19 protein-coding genes and 1 pseudogene are annotated in these 16363 nt (G+C 47.9%); 14 read left to right on the top strand and 6 right to left on the bottom strand.

Annotation, left to right across the window (positions count from 1 at the left end; genetic code table 11):
- Positions 1 to 10: 10 nt before the first annotated feature.
- Positions 11 to 358, bottom strand: a complete 348-nt coding sequence (locus PSE6802_RS0113380) for a hypothetical protein (protein ID WP_019500568.1) — start codon at positions 356 to 358, stop codon at positions 11 to 13.
- 235 nt (positions 359 to 593) lie between these two features.
- Here PSE6802_RS0113380 and sbcD point away from each other — a divergent pair, with 235 nt between their 5' ends.
- Together sbcD and PSE6802_RS0113370 are read left to right on the top strand one after the other, a co-directional pair.
- Entirely contained in the window at positions 594 to 1907 is a 1314-nt protein-coding gene (gene sbcD, locus PSE6802_RS0113375) for an exonuclease subunit SbcD (RefSeq protein WP_019500567.1), read from the top strand.
- A 13-nt stretch (positions 1908 to 1920) separates the two neighbouring features.
- Positions 1921 to 2787: an alpha/beta fold hydrolase gene (locus PSE6802_RS0113370; RefSeq protein WP_019500566.1), complete on the top strand. Its 867-nt coding sequence runs from the start codon at positions 1921 to 1923 to the stop codon at positions 2785 to 2787.
- Here the strand turns inward: PSE6802_RS0113370 and PSE6802_RS0113365 are convergent.
- Positions 2784 to 3020 carry a hypothetical protein gene (locus PSE6802_RS0113365; protein WP_019500565.1) on the bottom strand — a complete coding sequence of 79 codons (237 nt, stop codon included), beginning with the start codon at positions 3018 to 3020 and terminating at the stop codon, positions 2784 to 2786. The two genes, PSE6802_RS0113370 and PSE6802_RS0113365, sit on opposite strands and share 4 nt — an antisense overlap.
- A gap of 492 nt (positions 3021 to 3512) precedes the next feature.
- On the opposite strand from PSE6802_RS0113365, the gene PSE6802_RS0113360 reads away from it, so the two are divergent.
- From PSE6802_RS0113360 to PSE6802_RS28900, 4 genes and pseudogenes are all read left to right on the top strand, one after another.
- Complete coding sequence (locus PSE6802_RS0113360; protein WP_026103292.1) at positions 3513 to 3914, top strand: hypothetical protein; 402 nt, start codon at positions 3513 to 3515, stop codon at positions 3912 to 3914.
- A gap of 27 nt (positions 3915 to 3941) precedes the next feature.
- Positions 3942 to 4199 (top strand): annotated as a pseudogene (locus PSE6802_RS28910) (DCC1-like thiol-disulfide oxidoreductase family protein); the annotation flags it as partial.
- Positions 4183 to 4380, top strand: a complete 198-nt coding sequence (locus tag PSE6802_RS28905; RefSeq protein WP_202950781.1) for a hypothetical protein — start codon at positions 4183 to 4185, stop codon at positions 4378 to 4380. The pseudogene PSE6802_RS28910 and the gene PSE6802_RS28905, both read left to right, overlap by 17 nt.
- 15 nt (positions 4381 to 4395) lie before the next feature.
- Positions 4396 to 4641 carry a tetratricopeptide repeat protein gene (locus PSE6802_RS28900; RefSeq protein WP_019500562.1) on the top strand — a complete coding sequence of 82 codons (246 nt, stop codon included), beginning with the start codon at positions 4396 to 4398 and terminating at the stop codon, positions 4639 to 4641.
- A 245-nt stretch (positions 4642 to 4886) separates the two neighbouring features.
- On the opposite strand, the gene PSE6802_RS0113340 is transcribed toward PSE6802_RS28900, so the two are convergent.
- The 3 genes from PSE6802_RS0113340 to PSE6802_RS28895 form a co-directional block, all read right to left on the bottom strand.
- Entirely contained in the window at positions 4887 to 5837 is a 951-nt protein-coding gene (locus tag PSE6802_RS0113340; RefSeq protein WP_019500561.1) for a F0F1 ATP synthase subunit gamma, read from the bottom strand.
- 250 nt (positions 5838 to 6087) lie between these two features.
- Positions 6088 to 7266, bottom strand: coding sequence for a glycosyltransferase family 4 protein (locus PSE6802_RS0113335; protein ID WP_019500560.1), 1179 nt, complete (start codon positions 7264 to 7266; stop codon positions 6088 to 6090).
- 97 nt (positions 7267 to 7363) lie between these two features.
- Complete coding sequence (locus PSE6802_RS28895; RefSeq protein WP_019500559.1) at positions 7364 to 8911, bottom strand: diguanylate cyclase domain-containing protein; 1548 nt, start codon at positions 8909 to 8911, stop codon at positions 7364 to 7366.
- A 392-nt stretch (positions 8912 to 9303) separates the two neighbouring features.
- Between PSE6802_RS28895 and PSE6802_RS31085 the strand changes: the two genes are divergently transcribed.
- Together PSE6802_RS31085 and PSE6802_RS0113320 are read left to right on the top strand one after the other, a co-directional pair.
- Positions 9304 to 10467 carry a hypothetical protein gene (locus PSE6802_RS31085; protein WP_019500558.1) on the top strand — a complete coding sequence of 388 codons (1164 nt, stop codon included), beginning with the start codon at positions 9304 to 9306 and terminating at the stop codon, positions 10465 to 10467.
- 100 nt (positions 10468 to 10567) lie between these two features.
- Positions 10568 to 10852: a DUF3288 family protein gene (locus PSE6802_RS0113320; RefSeq protein WP_019500557.1), complete on the top strand. Its 285-nt coding sequence runs from the start codon at positions 10568 to 10570 to the stop codon at positions 10850 to 10852.
- A gap of 165 nt (positions 10853 to 11017) precedes the next feature.
- On the opposite strand, the gene PSE6802_RS0113315 is transcribed toward PSE6802_RS0113320, so the two are convergent.
- The gene (locus tag PSE6802_RS0113315) at positions 11018 to 11623 is read right to left on the bottom strand and encodes a response regulator (protein WP_026103291.1); all 606 of its coding nucleotides are present in this window, start codon (positions 11621 to 11623) and stop codon (positions 11018 to 11020) included.
- A gap of 130 nt (positions 11624 to 11753) precedes the next feature.
- Between PSE6802_RS0113315 and lipA the strand changes: the two genes are divergently transcribed.
- The 6 genes from lipA to aroF all read left to right on the top strand — a co-directional run bounded on the left by lipA (position 11754) and on the right by aroF (position 16295).
- Complete coding sequence (gene lipA / locus PSE6802_RS0113310) at positions 11754 to 12677, top strand: lipoyl synthase (protein WP_019500555.1); 924 nt, start codon at positions 11754 to 11756, stop codon at positions 12675 to 12677.
- A 292-nt stretch (positions 12678 to 12969) separates the two neighbouring features.
- The gene (gene upp, locus PSE6802_RS0113300; protein ID WP_026103289.1) at positions 12970 to 13620 is read left to right on the top strand and encodes a uracil phosphoribosyltransferase; all 651 of its coding nucleotides are present in this window, start codon (positions 12970 to 12972) and stop codon (positions 13618 to 13620) included.
- A 242-nt stretch (positions 13621 to 13862) separates the two neighbouring features.
- The gene (locus PSE6802_RS35350) at positions 13863 to 13997 is read left to right on the top strand and encodes a membrane protein (RefSeq protein ID WP_036945642.1); all 135 of its coding nucleotides are present in this window, start codon (positions 13863 to 13865) and stop codon (positions 13995 to 13997) included.
- Positions 13998 to 14193: 196 nt separating this feature from the next.
- Positions 14194 to 14463 carry a 30S ribosomal protein S15 gene (gene rpsO / locus PSE6802_RS0113295; protein WP_019500552.1) on the top strand — a complete coding sequence of 90 codons (270 nt, stop codon included), beginning with the start codon at positions 14194 to 14196 and terminating at the stop codon, positions 14461 to 14463.
- 1 nt (position 14464) lies between these two features.
- Positions 14465 to 14890 (top strand): PAM68 family protein, encoded by a 426-nt coding sequence (locus PSE6802_RS0113290; protein ID WP_019500551.1) that lies wholly within the window; start codon positions 14465 to 14467, stop codon positions 14888 to 14890.
- Between the two features lie 343 nt (positions 14891 to 15233).
- On the top strand, positions 15234 to 16295 hold the full coding sequence (aroF, locus tag PSE6802_RS0113285; protein WP_019500550.1) for a 3-deoxy-7-phosphoheptulonate synthase: 1062 nt from the start codon (positions 15234 to 15236) through the stop codon (positions 16293 to 16295).
- The last annotated feature ends 68 nt before the right edge of the window (positions 16296 to 16363 follow it).

Below are 16363 nucleotides of genomic sequence, written 5' to 3'. Positions count from 1 at the left end.
AAGACTCAACCTAGCCCGAAATGGTCTCGACCACCTTCCAGCTTTTATTACTCGAAAGTGCCTTGTTCACGAGATCGGAAACTTCGTGACAGTGATTGTTGACTCGCAGTGGTAGCTCCTCATTCTTAGCTACGCAGGTGAACTTAATAGTGCCATCATTGGTTGCGTTCTGATGGATCAGGATTTCTACCGTTACCAACTGCGAAAACGATACGCTGCCAGCAGCTTCTTGCGCCCTTATGTAATCATCCGTGCTGTAAGTTATATTGAGCTTACAAGACTCAAGGCTTTCAGTTATGGCTTGGCGTAGCTTTCCAGGCAGAATCTTAAGCACGTATTGTTGAGTATACCTAGCCATAGAGCAAGCATGATGATGGAATGATTAGTGTTTGTCCAGAATTATCAAGGCGATCGCTCTTAAGTCAAGTACATTTTTGTAAAACATTTATGATGCAGTCGCTCACAAAACGTGTTACCAAATGACATGAACTTAAACTGGACTGACTTAAATGTATGGACGGTCGTAAGATTCTACTATGTTATTTGAGTCATTTGCGTAATTAAGCTTAGTCTTTTCACAAAAACTAACAGGTATGCCGATCGCAGTTCTACACCTTGCCGATATTCACCTGGGCAGTACAACGCACGGACGAGTCAATCCGCAAACAGGTTTAAATACCAGATTTGAGGATTTTGTAGCAGCCTTAACTGCTTGCATCGATCGCGCGATCGCCGAGCCAGCCGATTTAGTTCTATTTGGCGGCGATGCTTTTCCCGATGCCACGCCCGCACCGATCGTGCAACAGGCATTTGCACGCCAGTTCCGTCGCCTTGCCGATGCTGGCATCCCCACAGTTTTACTAGTCGGCAATCACGATCAGCACACGCAGGGTCAGGGTGGGGCAAGTTTGGCCATCTATCGCAGTTTGGCAGTGCCGGGGTTTATCGTTGGCGATCGCATCGAAACCCACCGCATTACAACGCGCTCCGGCGATATTCAGGTGATAACATTACCCTGGTTGACGCGATCGGCTTTACTGGCTCGCCAGGATACGGAGGGCTTATCGATGGCAGAAGTGAGTCAATTGCTGATCGAACGACTGACGGTAGTGTTAGAAGCGGAAATCCGCCAGCTCGATCCCGAACTGCCTACCGTTTTGCTAGGACATCTCATGGTAGACACTGCTACCTATGGAGCAGAGCGCTTCCTTGCTGCCGGTAAGGGCTTCACCATTCCTCTATCCTTAATCGCACGCGATGCCTTTGACTATGTGGCGTTAGGTCACGTGCATCGCCATCAAGTTCTCTGCCAACACCCGCTAGTAGTCTACCCTGGCAGTATCGAACGGGTGGACTTTGGCGAAGAAAAAGAAGAGAAGGGCTACTGTTGGGTGCAAATTGCGAAGGACAGCACCAAATTTGAGTTTTGCCCTTTAGATGCCCGCCCTTTTCGCACGATACAGGTAGATGTGACAGAGGCGAAAGATCCGCAAGCGGATTTGCTCAAAGCGATCGCGATCGCCAGGATCGACAATGCCATTACGCGGTTAATTTACTGTTTCCGATTAGAACAAATCGGTCAAATTGACGATCGCGCCCTGCATGAAGCTTTGTCTGTTGCCCATAACTACGTAATTATCCCGGAAGCAAGCGATCGAACCAATCGCGCTCGCTTGCCGGATCTGAGCACCGCAGAGGCACTCGACCCGATCGCGGCGCTACAAGCATATCTCAGCACGCGCGAGGACTTGCGCCACAGCGAATCAGATCTGATGCAAGCGGCACGGGAACTGATGGGTGAAGAGATGGGCGTAATGGAAGGTGAAATGAACGGCAATCGTCCTACTGCCCTAAAATCCGATCGAGATAGACAACTAACTATCGATCTCGCCACTAGTAAAAACTAATTTGGATATCTTTATGTGGATAGATAAATGGCAGCATGGTTACGTCAAAACCAATGGCATCAAGCTACACTATGTCACTGCTGGAGCGGGGGAGTTGATGTTGATGCTGCATGGCTTTCCCGAATTCTGGTATTCATGGCGGCATCAAATTGATGAATTTTCCGAAGATTACAAAGTCGTGGCACTGGATCTGCGCGGCTACAACGATAGCGACAAGCCTGCTGGTGTTTCTGCCTACACAATGGCAACGCTGATCGAGGATATTAGAGGCGTAATTAATGGACTGGGATATGGTACTTGTATTCTGGTTGCCCACGACTGGGGAGGCGCGATCGCTTGGCACTTTGCCTATGTCTATCCAGACATGGTTAGCAAGCTGATCGTGATGAATTTACCCCACCCTGCCAAATTTAGCGAAGGATTGAGCACGCCCAAGCAATTACTCAAAAGTTGGTACATCTTCTTTTTCCAAATCCCCTGGCTGCCGGAACAGTTGCTAGCTTTTAACGACTACAGGGCGATCGCCGCAGCATTTACCGAATGGGCAATTGATAAAAGCGCATTTACCGCAGAGGATATTGCAGCATTCAAAGACGCAGCCTCCAGGCGCGGTGCCCTTACTGCCATGCTTAATTACTATCGCAATATCTTTCAATCTGGCGCGATCGGTTCGCGAACCTGGAGTGCAATTAAGATACCAACTCTAATGATTTGGGGGGAAAACGATGCTGCTCTTGGCAAGGAGTTGACCTATGGTACGGAACTATACGTCAAGGACTTGACCCTGAAATATATTCCCAACTGCAGCCACTGGGTGCAACAAGAGCAGCCAAAACTGGTGAACCAATATATGAGAGAGTTTCTGACCGCTATATCCTAGATGCTGTAGGTAGCAGTAGATTCTTCTAGCGCATTGAAACTAGCCACTTGTTGGCGATCGCGAGAAATTTCACCCCCTGCAAGTTTTTTGTTAGTCGATTTGAATTGCTTTGCGATCGCGATAAAGGAAGCCGCCAGGAACAAGGTGGCACTAATACCCGCACAAATCGCAATATAGAGGTTTAAGTTTGGATCTTGCGAGAGTTCAAGCATTTCCAAATAGATTTGTTGCATAAGATCGAAAATCCTAATGAATGGGCGATCGCTATTTAATTAGGTAATAGGTATAGCTTATAGTCAGATCTTTTCTTACAGGGGGTGTGGGGGCTGCGCCCCCCACGCAGGGGTTCTACCCCTGCACCCCGTCTTAAGCCTGACGGCTATAGCTATAAATAACGATTCAAGAGTTGACGTTATTCATACTACCCACGACCAGGCTAAAGTTTACAGGCTCTCAGATTTATATATCCTCAAGAATTGCAAATAGAAAATAGGTAAAAAATGCTCGATCGCTTTGCCAAGTAAACTACTCAACTAGCTACTTCTTTCTAATAGTAATTACCGCAAAAACGATTAATAAATGTTGCTTGCTTTTGTCATGCCAGTTCAGGGCTTTAATTCTTAAGTACGATGGGAATAAGAGGTAACTTTGAATTGCGGTATGAGGAGATGTTGGTACAAGACCACCTCTTGCAAATAAGCTCTGAATAAGGTTGCAAGATTGCTATGAAAAACTTAATCGCTACCGCAGCTTTATGTGTAAGTATTTCGTCCGTTGCGATCGCTTTGCCAGCGGAGGCAGATGTTTTTATCGGCGGTACCGTACGCCTGGGTGATACGGGTGTAGTTTTGCAATACGGATCGATCGATCCCTACCGCACCAATTACTATCCTGCCTACTCCTACCCCTATACTGACTACTACGGTCGCCATCCCTACTCAAATTACGGGCGGAGATATCCTTACACCTACTACTCTTATCCCGCCTACAGATATCCTGCTAGAGTTTATGCCCCTAGAGTCTATGTAGCGCCATATCCAACCTACGTCGTGCCTAACTATAGTCGCCCTAGCTATTACGATCGCAGTCTGTACGATAATTACTATCGTCCAGGGTACTACAGGTAATATAGCGATTAATGTCTCAATTAAATCATTCGCGCTGATGGAACGATTGTCAAAAATGTCGAGGTCTTTCGGCAAATCTACGAGACTCTGGGAATGGGTTGGATCTATGCTGCAACCAGATGGCCTCTGGTTGGGGCTGCGGTTGATTTTTTGTATGGCATTTGGGCAGACTGGCGGCTGGCGTTGACTGGGCGATCGAATTTGCCCACGCTTGTCCGCGAACGGCAGCAGCGACTTGATGTCGAGTCTGAGGGACGCTGTCGCTTGAATGATGAGGTTAGCTAAACAAGTAGCCGAACAGGGGCAACATAAGGCTGAAGCGATCGCTGACCAAGCAAATTTAGCTAAACAAATAGCTGAACAGGAAAAGCAGCAGGCTGAGGCGATCGCTCTTGCAGAGCGCCAACAAAAAGAGAAGTTGGCAGCTTATTTGAGGTCTTTGGGGATCGATTCTGATGAAATTTAAAGCAGGGGCGTTAGCTTGTGTGGCTTCAGTCATCGCTCTGCTAAGAATTCTGTTATAAAGGAGGCACTGGCTTCCTACGACAAGGCAATTCAACTTAAACCTGACTTTGCCGAGGCTTGGTCTAATCGCGGTGTTGCGCTCAGAGAATTAAAACGTTATGAAGAGGCACTGGCTTCCTTCGACAAGGCACTGCAAATCCAACCCAATGCTGCGAACTCCTGGTATGCCCGTGGACTATCTCTCTCTGCCATGAAGAGATGACGGGGTGCAGGGGTGAAACCCCTGCGTGGGGGCGCAGCCCCCACACCCCCTGTCCTAACAGATCTGTCTACGGCTATATCAGGATGCGATCAATTCTTTTGCTAAGGCGATTTCGCTTAGAGCTGATTTTGCTGATGCGATTAAAGCTCGTGAGGTTGCTCGAAAATGGCTGAGATAGGCAAAATCTCCGTTCTTAATCAAGTAAGGGACGGAGATTTTGGCATCGAATCGCTCAGTTAATCGCGTTAATTTAAAGCTTCGGCACCGCCGACAACTTCTAGAATTTCCTGCGTAATACTGGCTTGTCTGGCTTTGTTATAAACAAGTGTCAGATTCTTGACTAGCTCGCTGGCGTTATCGCTAGCATTGTTCATGGCGGTCATGCGGGAAGCTAGTTCGCTGGCGGCTGACTCCTGCAATGCTCTGAGCAATTGGTTCTCCAGATAAAGCGGTAGTAGGGCGTTCAAAATTTGGGCCGGATCTTGCTCGAAGATCATTTCGCTTGGCAATTCTTTGACTGTGGTTTCTACCTTTTCGCGTTCGACTTGGAACTGGCCGCCACGTACGATCATCCGAAAGATTTCGTCATCGGTGGGTTCTAGCCCCTGCGGATCTAAAGGCACGAGAGTCTGAATAACGGGGCGAGAACTGATCAGCGAAACAAAGCGCGTGTAAACCAGTTCGACACGATCGATACGTTCGGACAAGAAAGACGAAGTCATCTCATCGACAATTTTGTTGGCTTCTGAAGCGCTGGGTACCTGGTTAAGACCGCTGTAGGTAGCTTCGATCGGCTGCTCGCGGCGCGTGAAATATTGAATGGCTTTGCGACCGATCAGAATGTATTGATAGCCAACCCCTTGTTCGGTTAGTTCTTTAGCACGAGCCTCAGCGCGGCGGATGACGTTGGCGTTGTAGCCGCCGCACAGACCGCGATCGCCAGATATAACGACAATGCCTACATTCTTAATCGGACGCTTTTGCAGGAGTGGCAAGCTGCTGACATCTTCAAATTGCAGTCGCGTTTGCAAGCGATAGAGAACTTGGGCGAGGCGATCGGCAAAGGGACGGGTAGCGAGTACTTGTTGCTGTGCCCTTCTCACCTTGGCAGCCGCCACCAGACGCATGGCCTCAGTGATTTTACGTGTGTTTTTAACGCTACTAATGCGATCGCGAATATTCTTGAGGTTTGGCATGAGTAAAATGCTGTAAAAGTGATAAGAACTAACGTTGGGGAATTAATAGCAAGCCGTTTTGCTATGCATATTGCTAAATAGTTTTGGCAATGTTTTTAAACAATAGTTGCCACAAGTAAAGAGGCATAAATTTTAAGCCACTAGTCATCTTATCTCTTTATGGCAGCACTATTACGATTTTTTTACAATGCTCCCGCTCGCGATCTTAAATAAAGTGCCTGACTGCCGATCGCTTTTTGTTGCACTTGGATTAATACATTTTTATAGATTTATAGACGGTTTCAGTTTGGCGGGCGAGGTGCGGCCACGCAAAGCGCACCTTTAACTCAAGTTGAGCATTTTCCACTAACTGCTTGGCATATCCAGGATTTTGCAAGACTTCTAAAATGCCAGCAGCAAGAGAGTCGCTGTTATTGACCTGGGTGACTACACCAGTTACACCATGGCGCACGACTTCGGGGAGTCCTCCTGTATCAGACACCACCACTGGCACTTTAGCAGCGAAGCTCTCAAGCGCAACAATACCAAATGGTTCGTAAAGACTGGGGAAGACAGCGCAGTCCGCAATGGTTTGAAATTTACTCAGGTCGTCATCGGACATAAAACCTGTAAATACGACCATGTGATATATGCCCAGATCCCATGCCTGGTGTTGCAAGAGGATGGAATAGGCATCACCAGAGCCAATAATCACAAATTTAACGTTGCCATTGGTCTCGGCAATGACTTTAGGTGCGGCATTCAGCAGCACGTAAATTCCTTTTTCGTGGGTAAGGCGACCGACATAGTAAACGATACTTTCATCTGGCTCGGCAAACTGGCGGCGAAACGCAGCGCGGTCGAAGTTCATATATTGCGATCGCGTGGCGCGTTCGATGCTGAGTCCATTATTAACAACGTCCACTTTATCTAAAGAGCAGCGTAGGGCTCGTTCCACTTCACTGCGCATGTAGTTAGTACAGACAATTACCCGTTGTGCAGCAGCAGCTAAATCGATCTCTTTATTGTTAACGTATCGTTGTGTATCGGTGTGGATGCCGTTATAGCGACCGTATTCTGTAGCGTGAATGGTCGCGACCAGGGGAATTAAGTATCTTTGGTGAATGTTAATGGCAGCGTCGCTGACTAACCAGTCATGGGCGTGCAAAATATCAAAGGAATCCTCGCTTAGCAGTTTGGTGGCACATGTCACCATGCTTTCGTTCATGTGGACTACCCAGCCAAAGAAGTCAGAATTGTTGGCAACCGGAACGCGATAAACCGATATGCCATCAACGATCTCGTAGTCGCTGACCCCACTGGCCTGGACGGTAATTAAATGAACTTTGTGACCTAGCTTCACCAACTCAGGATAAAGCTCCGCCACATGGCGGGAAATACCGCCAATAATGCGTGGTGGGAACTCCCAAGTTAAAACCAGGATATTCATGGGACAAAACAGGCACAGGGAGGGTTAATTATTACATAATTACACAAGGACAGGTTGCCGATTAACATTAGGCGCATTAGGCAGCAATATACAGCTATCATCCAATACTGTAAATGCAATTGCGACCTCTTCCTTTTGCTTCGTAGAGTGCGTAATCTGCCGCTGCAATTAGTACCGATGGCGTGGAGCCGACAATTGGGCTCATGGATGCAACCCCCAAGCTAACGGTGACATATTCGTCGATGAGGGACTCTTCATGGACGATGTTCAATGCCTTGACATTAGTTCTGATTTGTTCTGCTAAGTAATTTGCTCCCTCAATGTCAGTCATGGGTAAAACAATCGCAAATTCTTCACCACCGTAGCGTGCAACTAGATCTCGGGGACGTTTGACAGTTTGATTGATTGCCCTTGCGACTTTTTGGAGACAGCGATCGCCTTCTGGGTGCCCGTAGGTGTCGTTGTAATCTTTGAAATAATCGATGTCAGCCATAATCAGGGCGATCTGCGCGCCCTCTCGGGCCATTTGCCGCCATTCTTGATTGATATATTCGTCGAATCGCAAGCGGTTAGCAGTTTGAGTCAGCCAATCCACAGACGCAAGTCTCAACAACTCTTTGTTAGATTCTTCTAGCTGTCGCTTGTTTTCCTCCAGCTTTGCATAAAGCTGAGCCTGACGAATCGCGATCGCGACCTGAGTGGAGAGGGAAGCTAGTAAGTTAATCTCCTGAGGATGCCAGTGATGCACTTGAGCGCAGTGATCGGCAACCAGCAAGCCCCAAGGTCTGGCACAGTTGCTTGGCAATGGGCTACCTTCCTCTTCACCATCAACCAGGATGGGAACTGCTAGGCGAGACTTAACATACCTTTGCTTGAGGAATTGTTGAGTTTCGGCACTCAGGCTTGCCACCTCGACATCATGGATAACATGAAATTCGCCTCGACTATATGCTTCTATGCTTTCTCCCAAACACCTAATATCAACGCTCAAATTATCAACGTTTGCATCGAGATTGGCAGAGTATTCGGGATCGGCAGACTCCGCCACAACTATCCCCCGTTCCTCCTGGCTAAAGCGGTAAATTACCATGCGATTAATCTGGAGGAACTGTCGCAATTCTGCCACCGTAGTGTTCAAAATGTCATTTAATTGCAGAGAAGCACGAATGCGTTGAGCGATCGTCGCCACCAAACGCTCTCGTCTGGCTTGTTGCCGTAGAGCTGTTTCAACGCGATCGCGTTCGGTAATATCGAGCGAAACCCCCGTTAAGCCGATCGCATTACCGTTTCGATCTCTTACGGGTATAACCCGATGATTGTAAATGACATTGTGAAAAGTTGATATCCAAGCTCGTTGTTCGCCTGACAATCCCCGTTTAATATTCTCGACATTGCCAGAATGGGCTTTATACAAAACAAAGATCGATTGCCCTACGAGTTCTTCCGACTTTAACCCCAAAGCATCCAACCCACTGCCAATGATAAATGCGATCGTTCCGGCAAGATCCGTAGCCCACACGATCGCTGGCAAACTGTTAACCACGGCCTGCAAACATGCCTCGGCTCCAAGGTTGTCTGCTGCCTCGGAATAGTTGCCCATTTGACTATTAAATTGATTGGTATTTTCTGGTGACAAGTCAGTCATGAGGGCAAAGACCCTAGGATCTGGTTTTGATTTTCTTTACCTAAATATGCCCATATTTAAGCAACTTAGAAACACAATTGTCCTCGACCGATCGCGCGATCGGTCTGGTTCAACTACCAGGCTTAGGACGGGGTGCAGGGGGTTCACCCCTGCGTGGGGGCGCAGCCCCCACACCCCCTGTCCTAAAAGATCTATTATGGCTATAAATCATTTACGAATGGGGTGCAGGGGTGGAACCCCTGCGTGGGGGCGCAGCCCCCACACCCCCTGTCCTAGCAGATCTGTCTACGGCTATATATAGCAGTTTGAAAAGTTTAGATTTGGTTGAAGAGAAATATAGCAAAGCTGCTAAGCTTGCTAAAACCTGAAACGGATTCTACGCGGAGGCAGTTATGTCACAGAAGGCTCCAGATACCTTGGGCAATCTACTACAGCAATTAAAGCAAGGATGGGGCAAAGTCGCTCCGACACTGCGATCGCAACTTGTCAAGCTATTAGCTACTCTGATCCCTGCCCTGGAAAAACTCGATGCTAGACTAGCAACTAAACCTGACACTAAATCTGAAAGTGGGACGGACGAAGCAGAGCAAGTATCTTCAAGTGTTAGTGCAGCGCGATCGCAAGCCGATAAGCTCTTAAAATCGCTAATCCAGGGTTTGCAGAATCTCCGCCAGCGACTTGAGGCGGCTCCAGGCGATACTGCCACCACTAACCAAGTTACAGCACCTGAGCCAGCGGCAGTACTTACACCCGCATCTGAGCCAGCGGCTAAACCACCTCTAGCAGACCAGGTTCGCCAGGAACTATCAATTGCTTGGAAGTTCGTACGCGAGCAACTCGTGCCCGTAGTTTTGTCATTTTTGACTAAAGTAGTTGACAAAATCGATCCGCCCCTCACGAAAGCCTATGGAGCTATTTCAGACAAGGTAAAAGCCACGCCCGCGATCGTTAATAACTGGGAAAAGCTAAAGGCAAGTAGCTTTTGGCAGAAAGCCAGCACAGCTACAGCGCCGACTTGGAGAGCAGCCAGTGAAAAGCTGGCGACGATTAAAGTTCCCGACAACGTCAAGCCTATTTTAGAGAAGAGAGCGGCATCAACCACTTTGATTGTTGCCCTGGTGCTGCTGATTTTATTCAAACCAACACCCGCATCGCGATTGGCTACCAAAGCTCCTAAGCTACCCACATCATTGACGCCAACCGCTAAAACTTCAGATCGCTTAGCTCCACCCGAGCGCGGCGATTCACCTCTATCGCCGGACAAAGTTGCGATCTCGAATATTCAGATACAGGTCACGGATGTGTCCAAGAAATATGGCGAGGCGCTGATCCAGTCGGTTCAAACTAACTTTAAGCTGGGTCGCCTGATCGTGCAGTTAACCGATGCTTGGTACCAACTAGATCCCGGCCAGCAGGATAAACTGATGGCCGAACTATTGGGGCGATCGCAGAAGCTTAATTTCAAAAAACTGCTAGTATCTGATGCCTCACAACATCTGATTGCCCGCAGTCCTATGGTTGGGAAGGAAATGGTGATCTTAAAGCGGGAATCGTAGCTGGTAGGAGCAGGTTTTGGATAAAATCAATTGCTAATTATCGATGATTTCTGACTAAACCTGCTCCTACCCCTTTCTCCAAAGTTTATGCGTTTACCCTATGGCTGAACCTAAAGATCAGGAGCATCCTCAATATTTTGGCGATCGCCAGATTGTCAATACTTTGTTGCAAGCGGAGCCGAGCGATAGAAATCTCGCAGACCTGGCTCGCTTGTGCATTCGCTATCAGGGGTTCCCTGGTGCTAGGGACATTCAAGCAGATTTGCTCAAGGTTTTGGCAAGATGGAAACTTACGGAGGAAGAGCTATTTGCGAAAACCAGGGAAATTCACGCTACAACTAAGGTATTTAGCTCGCACAATGATGGTCGCGATGATTGGGCTTGATGGGGGTTGGGCATTGATTTCTCATAAATTCTTCTTCCCCCATTGCCCTCACCCTAAATCGCTCTCCCAGAGCGGGAGAGGGACTTTGGCCGATTCTAGCTCCCCTTCTCCTGCTTTTGGGAGAAGGGGCTGGGTGATGAGGGAGTACGTTAGTTGCACATCGCGTTATTTAATTTTTTGTTTGATAAAGGCAACAATCTGTTGAATTTGTTTTTGCTGGGCAATTACTTGTTGCTCCAGCGACTTAATCCTTTTCTCCATTTCTGGCACATCTTTGAGTTTTGTTTCTAGGGCATCGATCCGCGCAATTAGGGCTGCATCAACTGCACCAGCTTCACCGGAGGCAGCACCTGCTTCGACTGAGGCGGGCATAGGAGCAGGAGGGCGCTTCTGCGCCAGGATCATGGCTTTTTTGATCGCTGCGATCAGAGCTTTTTGCTCGAACGGTTTTTCAATGAATACTAAATACTTTTCTTCAAATGGTTCGGGAATTTTACTCGTGACTTCTTCCTTGCGCCCAGACATGAGGACGAGGGGAATGCGACTTAATTCGCTATTTTGTTGAATATTTTCATAAACTTCATATCCATTCATGCGTGGCAGAAAAAAATCCAGCATGATCATCCAGGGGCGCTCCTGCTGAATCAACTCTAACCCCTTGATTCCGTCTGGTGCTTCAATAACTTCAAAATTATCCGCTGGTAGCATGTCACGCACCATGTTACGGATTACTCGGCTATCATCGATTACCAATATCTTGTGAGGTGCCACTACACAAATCCCCTCTGATAATTTAATAGTCGTCCATTAAACATTAGGCTACCCTCAGAAAACTCTAAATGTGCAACTGACTTGCAACTTAAAATCGCGATCGACGATACCAAAAAGAGTGTAGACGTATATGTTATCAATTAGTATCGATGAATTGTTGAAAAATGTGAAGGATATAGCTAAAACTCGCTCCGCTACAGAGGTATTGCGCTTGCCTAAATGGTTGCAACCAAAGATTGGCAAAGTTAACGAGATTTCCACCGTACAGCAAATTATTAAACAAAAGGGCATCCACACCATCTGTGAAGAGGGTCGCTGTCCTAATCGGGCTGAGTGTTATGCCCAAAAGACAGCCACTTTTTTATTAATGGGCCCAACCTGCACCCGCAGTTGTGCTTTTTGCCAGGTGGATAAAGGTCATCAACCCATGCCTCTAGATCCGCGCGAGCCATCTAAGGTTGCCGATGCCGTTAATTTATTGGGTCTGGACTATGTAGTGCTAACGTCAGTGGCTAGAGATGATTTATCCGACCAGGGTGCAGGACACTTTGTGGAAACGATCGCAGCCATCCGCCACCTCAGGCCCCAAGTCAAAATCGAAGTACTCACGCCTGATTTTAGGGGCGATCGCGATTGCATCGCCACCGTAGTATCGGCTAATCCAGTTTGCTACAACCACAATATCGAAACCGTGCGTCGTTTGCAGGGAGTAGTGCGGCGGGGGGCAAAATACGAGCGATCGCTGAGCATCTTACAGCACGTCAAGACATTAAATCCAGAGATTACGACCAAATCTGGTTTGATGGTAGGACACGGCGAAACAGTTGACGAGATTGCAGAAACTATGCACGATCTTTACAAAGTTGGCTGTAGATCGCTGACCGTCGGCCAATATCTCCGCCCATCCTTAGAACATTTACCCGTGCAAAAATACTGGTTGCCGGACGAATTCGCCCAGCTAGGAGCGATCGCTCGCCAAATTGGTTTTACCCACATCCGTTCTGGCCCATTAGTACGCAGTTCCTATCATGCTGGAGAGGACGGACAGCTCTAAATGACCAAAAATAAAGAAGCGGACAATGGAAACGTCAGTAAACCCACTATCCGCCGACTATTGTTCAATGAAACAATTGAGACGCAATATAAAATTCCCACAAACCAATAGCCTATTTCATCAGCTAAATAGCTTAACCTAACTCCCTCCCCCCCGCGATCGCGATCTCTGAGCGCTCTCCTGGGTACGGGTTAAGCATTTGCCTCATAATCCTTGCGTTAAACGCAGATATTCTGCGCAAATGCTTAACCCCTTCAGTATCATTATCATTAACAAAAAACAAGAAACCACTATGCCAATGCAACTACGCATCTATGTTCCACCCCATCCTCTCGTGGCACATTGGTTAACCGTAGCAAGAGATAAAAATACACCCGTACCTTTGTTTCGCAGCGCCATGCATGAAATCGGTCGCTGGCTGACCTATGAGGCAATGCGAGAGTGGCTGCCAGTACAGGAAGTGGGAATAGAAACACCTCTAGGGCCGAGTGCTGGCAAAATTATCGATCCTAATGCATTGCTGGCGATCGTGCCGATCCTGCGGGCTGGGCTATCTTTACTGGATGGCTGTCAATCGCTATTACCCACGGCGGCCATTTATCATCTAGGGTTTGTTCGCAATGAGGAAACTCTAGAATCTAGCTGTTATGTGAACAGGCTGCCAGAAAAATTTGCCCCAGACACTCGCATTCTGATTACCGAGCCGATGCTTGCCACTGGGGGCACCATTATGACCACACTGGAAATGTTGGTAGAGCGTGGCGCAGAGCCTGGTTTAATTCGGATTGTGAATGTAATCTGCGCTCCTCCTGCCCTCCAAAAGATCGATCGAAAATTTCCTGGTATCAAAATCTACGCCGCAGCGATCGATGAAACATTGAACGAAAAAGGTTGGATCGTACCAGGTCTGGGGGATGCAGGCGATCGCACCTTTGGCACCTAGATTACGCCCAGGCAATTCACCCTGAGATTGCCTGGCGACTAGAAGTCGCGTCTACACAAACAACGTTTGCCTGCGCAGTCTCCGAGAAAAGGGGGGTAGCCAACCAGGATGTGGCACGATCATTCGATCGAAATTCATACCGTAAAGCCACAGGCTTAAGCTGGCGTTAAGGGTCGCGTTCTACTCAAGTCTGTGGGCTACCATATTTATGTAGAGTAGAAACACTTATTGTTGAAATATCCATGGAATTCCTTTTAGACTTTAAACTCGTCCTCATTGGTCTAACTGTTTTATTTACAGTTAGCTGCCTCTTCTTTGGCACTCGCAACGGCTTCTACGATACGGATAAGTATCACGGCAATGGCTCTGCCCACTAAAAATGGGATGTTGTTGTTGTAGGAAGCAGGTTTTGTATGGCCGCAATTGGTAGCGATCGGGAATTGTCAGCCAGACCTACCTGTCTATAAAACCGATCGATAGAAATTTGTGTCGGGGAAAGCCTAAAAAGTATGGTAGGCTAGTAAACCTGACTATCTTTAAGCATTAAGAATCTAGAGTATACAAAGTCTGCATATGGCACTGTTGCAAGAGCGCAAGCAAGAATTGTTTGCTGCCTATCAAATTCACCCCACTGACACGGGTTCTTCTGATGTACAAGTGGCAATGTTAACCGAGCGCATCAATCAACTCAGCGCTCACCTGAAGACCCATTCTAAGGATTTTTCATCTCGCCGCAGCTTGCTGAAAATGATCGGACAACGCAAGCGCTTGCTAGCTTATATCCGCCAAAAAGATACGGAGCGCTACAAAAACTTGATTCAACGCCTGGGCTTGAGAGGCTAAAGTGTCAGATCGTCTCCCCTTTGAACCAAGTGGCAAAGGCAAGAAGAAGAAACTAGAGAAGCAAAGCGATCGGCCTGCTCCTCCGGCTTCCAAAACCAACTTGCAAATTCCGCCTGAGGTGAATAGCCGCATTGTGAGACGTATGGCTCTGTTTTGCGGCATACCAACCCTATGCGGTTTTGCCACGTTTGTTGTTAGTTATGTAATTGTTATCAATAAATGGTTCGAGCTACCCAATACAGCAGTGGTTTTGGTGAGCATGGCGTTTCTAGGAACTGGGGTATTGGGACTAACCTATGGCGCGCTTTCAGCCTCTTGGGAAGAAGACAGAGTAGGTAGTTGGTTCGGCTGGCAAGAGTTTCAGCAGAATTTCGGCAATCTGCGCGAAGCCTGGAAAGCGCAACGTCAGGGTACAGGTTCGAGCTAACAAGTTCAAAGGACTCTCAGCAATCGTATTCCCAGACTGCATAGCTTTTGCAGGACTTGCCACCCTTTTTGCGTTCCACGCCGATACCTATACCAATTTGAACAGTAAACAAGACAGATCTCGAACGGGGTGAAGGGGTTCTACCCCTTCGTGGGGGCAACGCCTCCACCCCCATCCGTAACCACAATAATTTAAATTGGTATTAAGAAGGCTCAGGCACGACAGGAGTACGAGGATTTTTGCCTGTCGCGTGATAATTTCAATACTTATGCTTTCATAGTGATGCCCTATTGGGAACCTAATGCTAGATTGGACGTAATCAATCAGTGAAGGTTATATTACGATGATTGTAGTCATGAAGATTGGCACGCCCGATGTAGAGATTGGCCGGGTTTGTGAGGAGCTTTCGACTTGGGGGCTGACTCCGGAAAAAATTATTGGCAAACACAAAGTGGTAATTGGTCTGGTTGGCGACACGGCTGAGTTAGATCCGTTTCGGATTGAAGAGGTAAGCCCCTGGGTCGAATCTGTGTTGCGCGTAGAGCAACCATTTAAGCGAGCTAGCCGCGAGTATCGCCATCACGAACCGAGTGAAGTAATGGTACCAACTCCAAATGGCAACGTGTACTTTGGGGAGCATCATCCTTTAGTAATCATCGCTGGGCCTTGTTCGGTTGAGAATGAGGAAATGATCGTCGAGACTGCGTTGCGGGTAAAAGCTGCGGGCGCGCACTTCTTGCGTGGTGGAGCTTACAAGCCGCGTACTTCTCCCTATGCTTTCCAAGGACATGGTGAAAGCGCTTTATCTTTGCTGGCTGCAGCTAGAGATGCTAGCGGACTTGGCATTATTACCGAGGTGATGGATACGCCGGACATTGAAAAAATTGCCGAGGTGGCGGATGTCTTGCAGATTGGCGCTCGCAATATGCAAAACTTCTCGCTGCTGAAACAGGTGGGCAAGCAAAATAAACCCGTATTGCTAAAACGGGGTATGGCTGCCACTATTGAGGATTGGTTGATGGCAGCGGAATATATTTTGGCAGCAGGGAATCCAAATGTAATTCTGTGCGAGCGGGGTATCCGTACGTTCGATCGCCAATATACCCGCAATCACCTCGATCTATCGGCGATTCCAGTCCTGCGGAAACTTACCCACTTACCGATCGCGATCGACCCCAGTCACGGTACTGGCTGGTCGGATTACGTACCTGCCATGAGCATGGCAGCGATCGCAGCCGGAGCAGATGCGCTCATGATTGAAGTACATCCCAATCCCAAGAAAGCTCTGTCCGATGGGCCGCAGTCCCTCACGCCCGATCAGTTCGATCGCCTGATGCAGGAAATTCATGCGATGGCAAAAGTGATGGGGCGATCGGCAGAGAAACAACCAGCAATGGTATCGTGAGTCAATCCTCCAATTGGGAATCTGGATCGATATGGAGCGCAAACGGCAAGAGAAAAGATTGAGGCTAG

The organism is Pseudanabaena sp. PCC 6802 (assembly GCF_000332175.1).
In the GTDB taxonomy this organism is placed as follows: domain Bacteria; phylum Cyanobacteriota; class Cyanobacteriia; order Pseudanabaenales; family Pseudanabaenaceae; genus PCC-6802.
The sequence above is the reverse complement of the archived record's forward strand: the minus strand, read 5'-3'. Positions and strand labels throughout refer to the sequence as shown.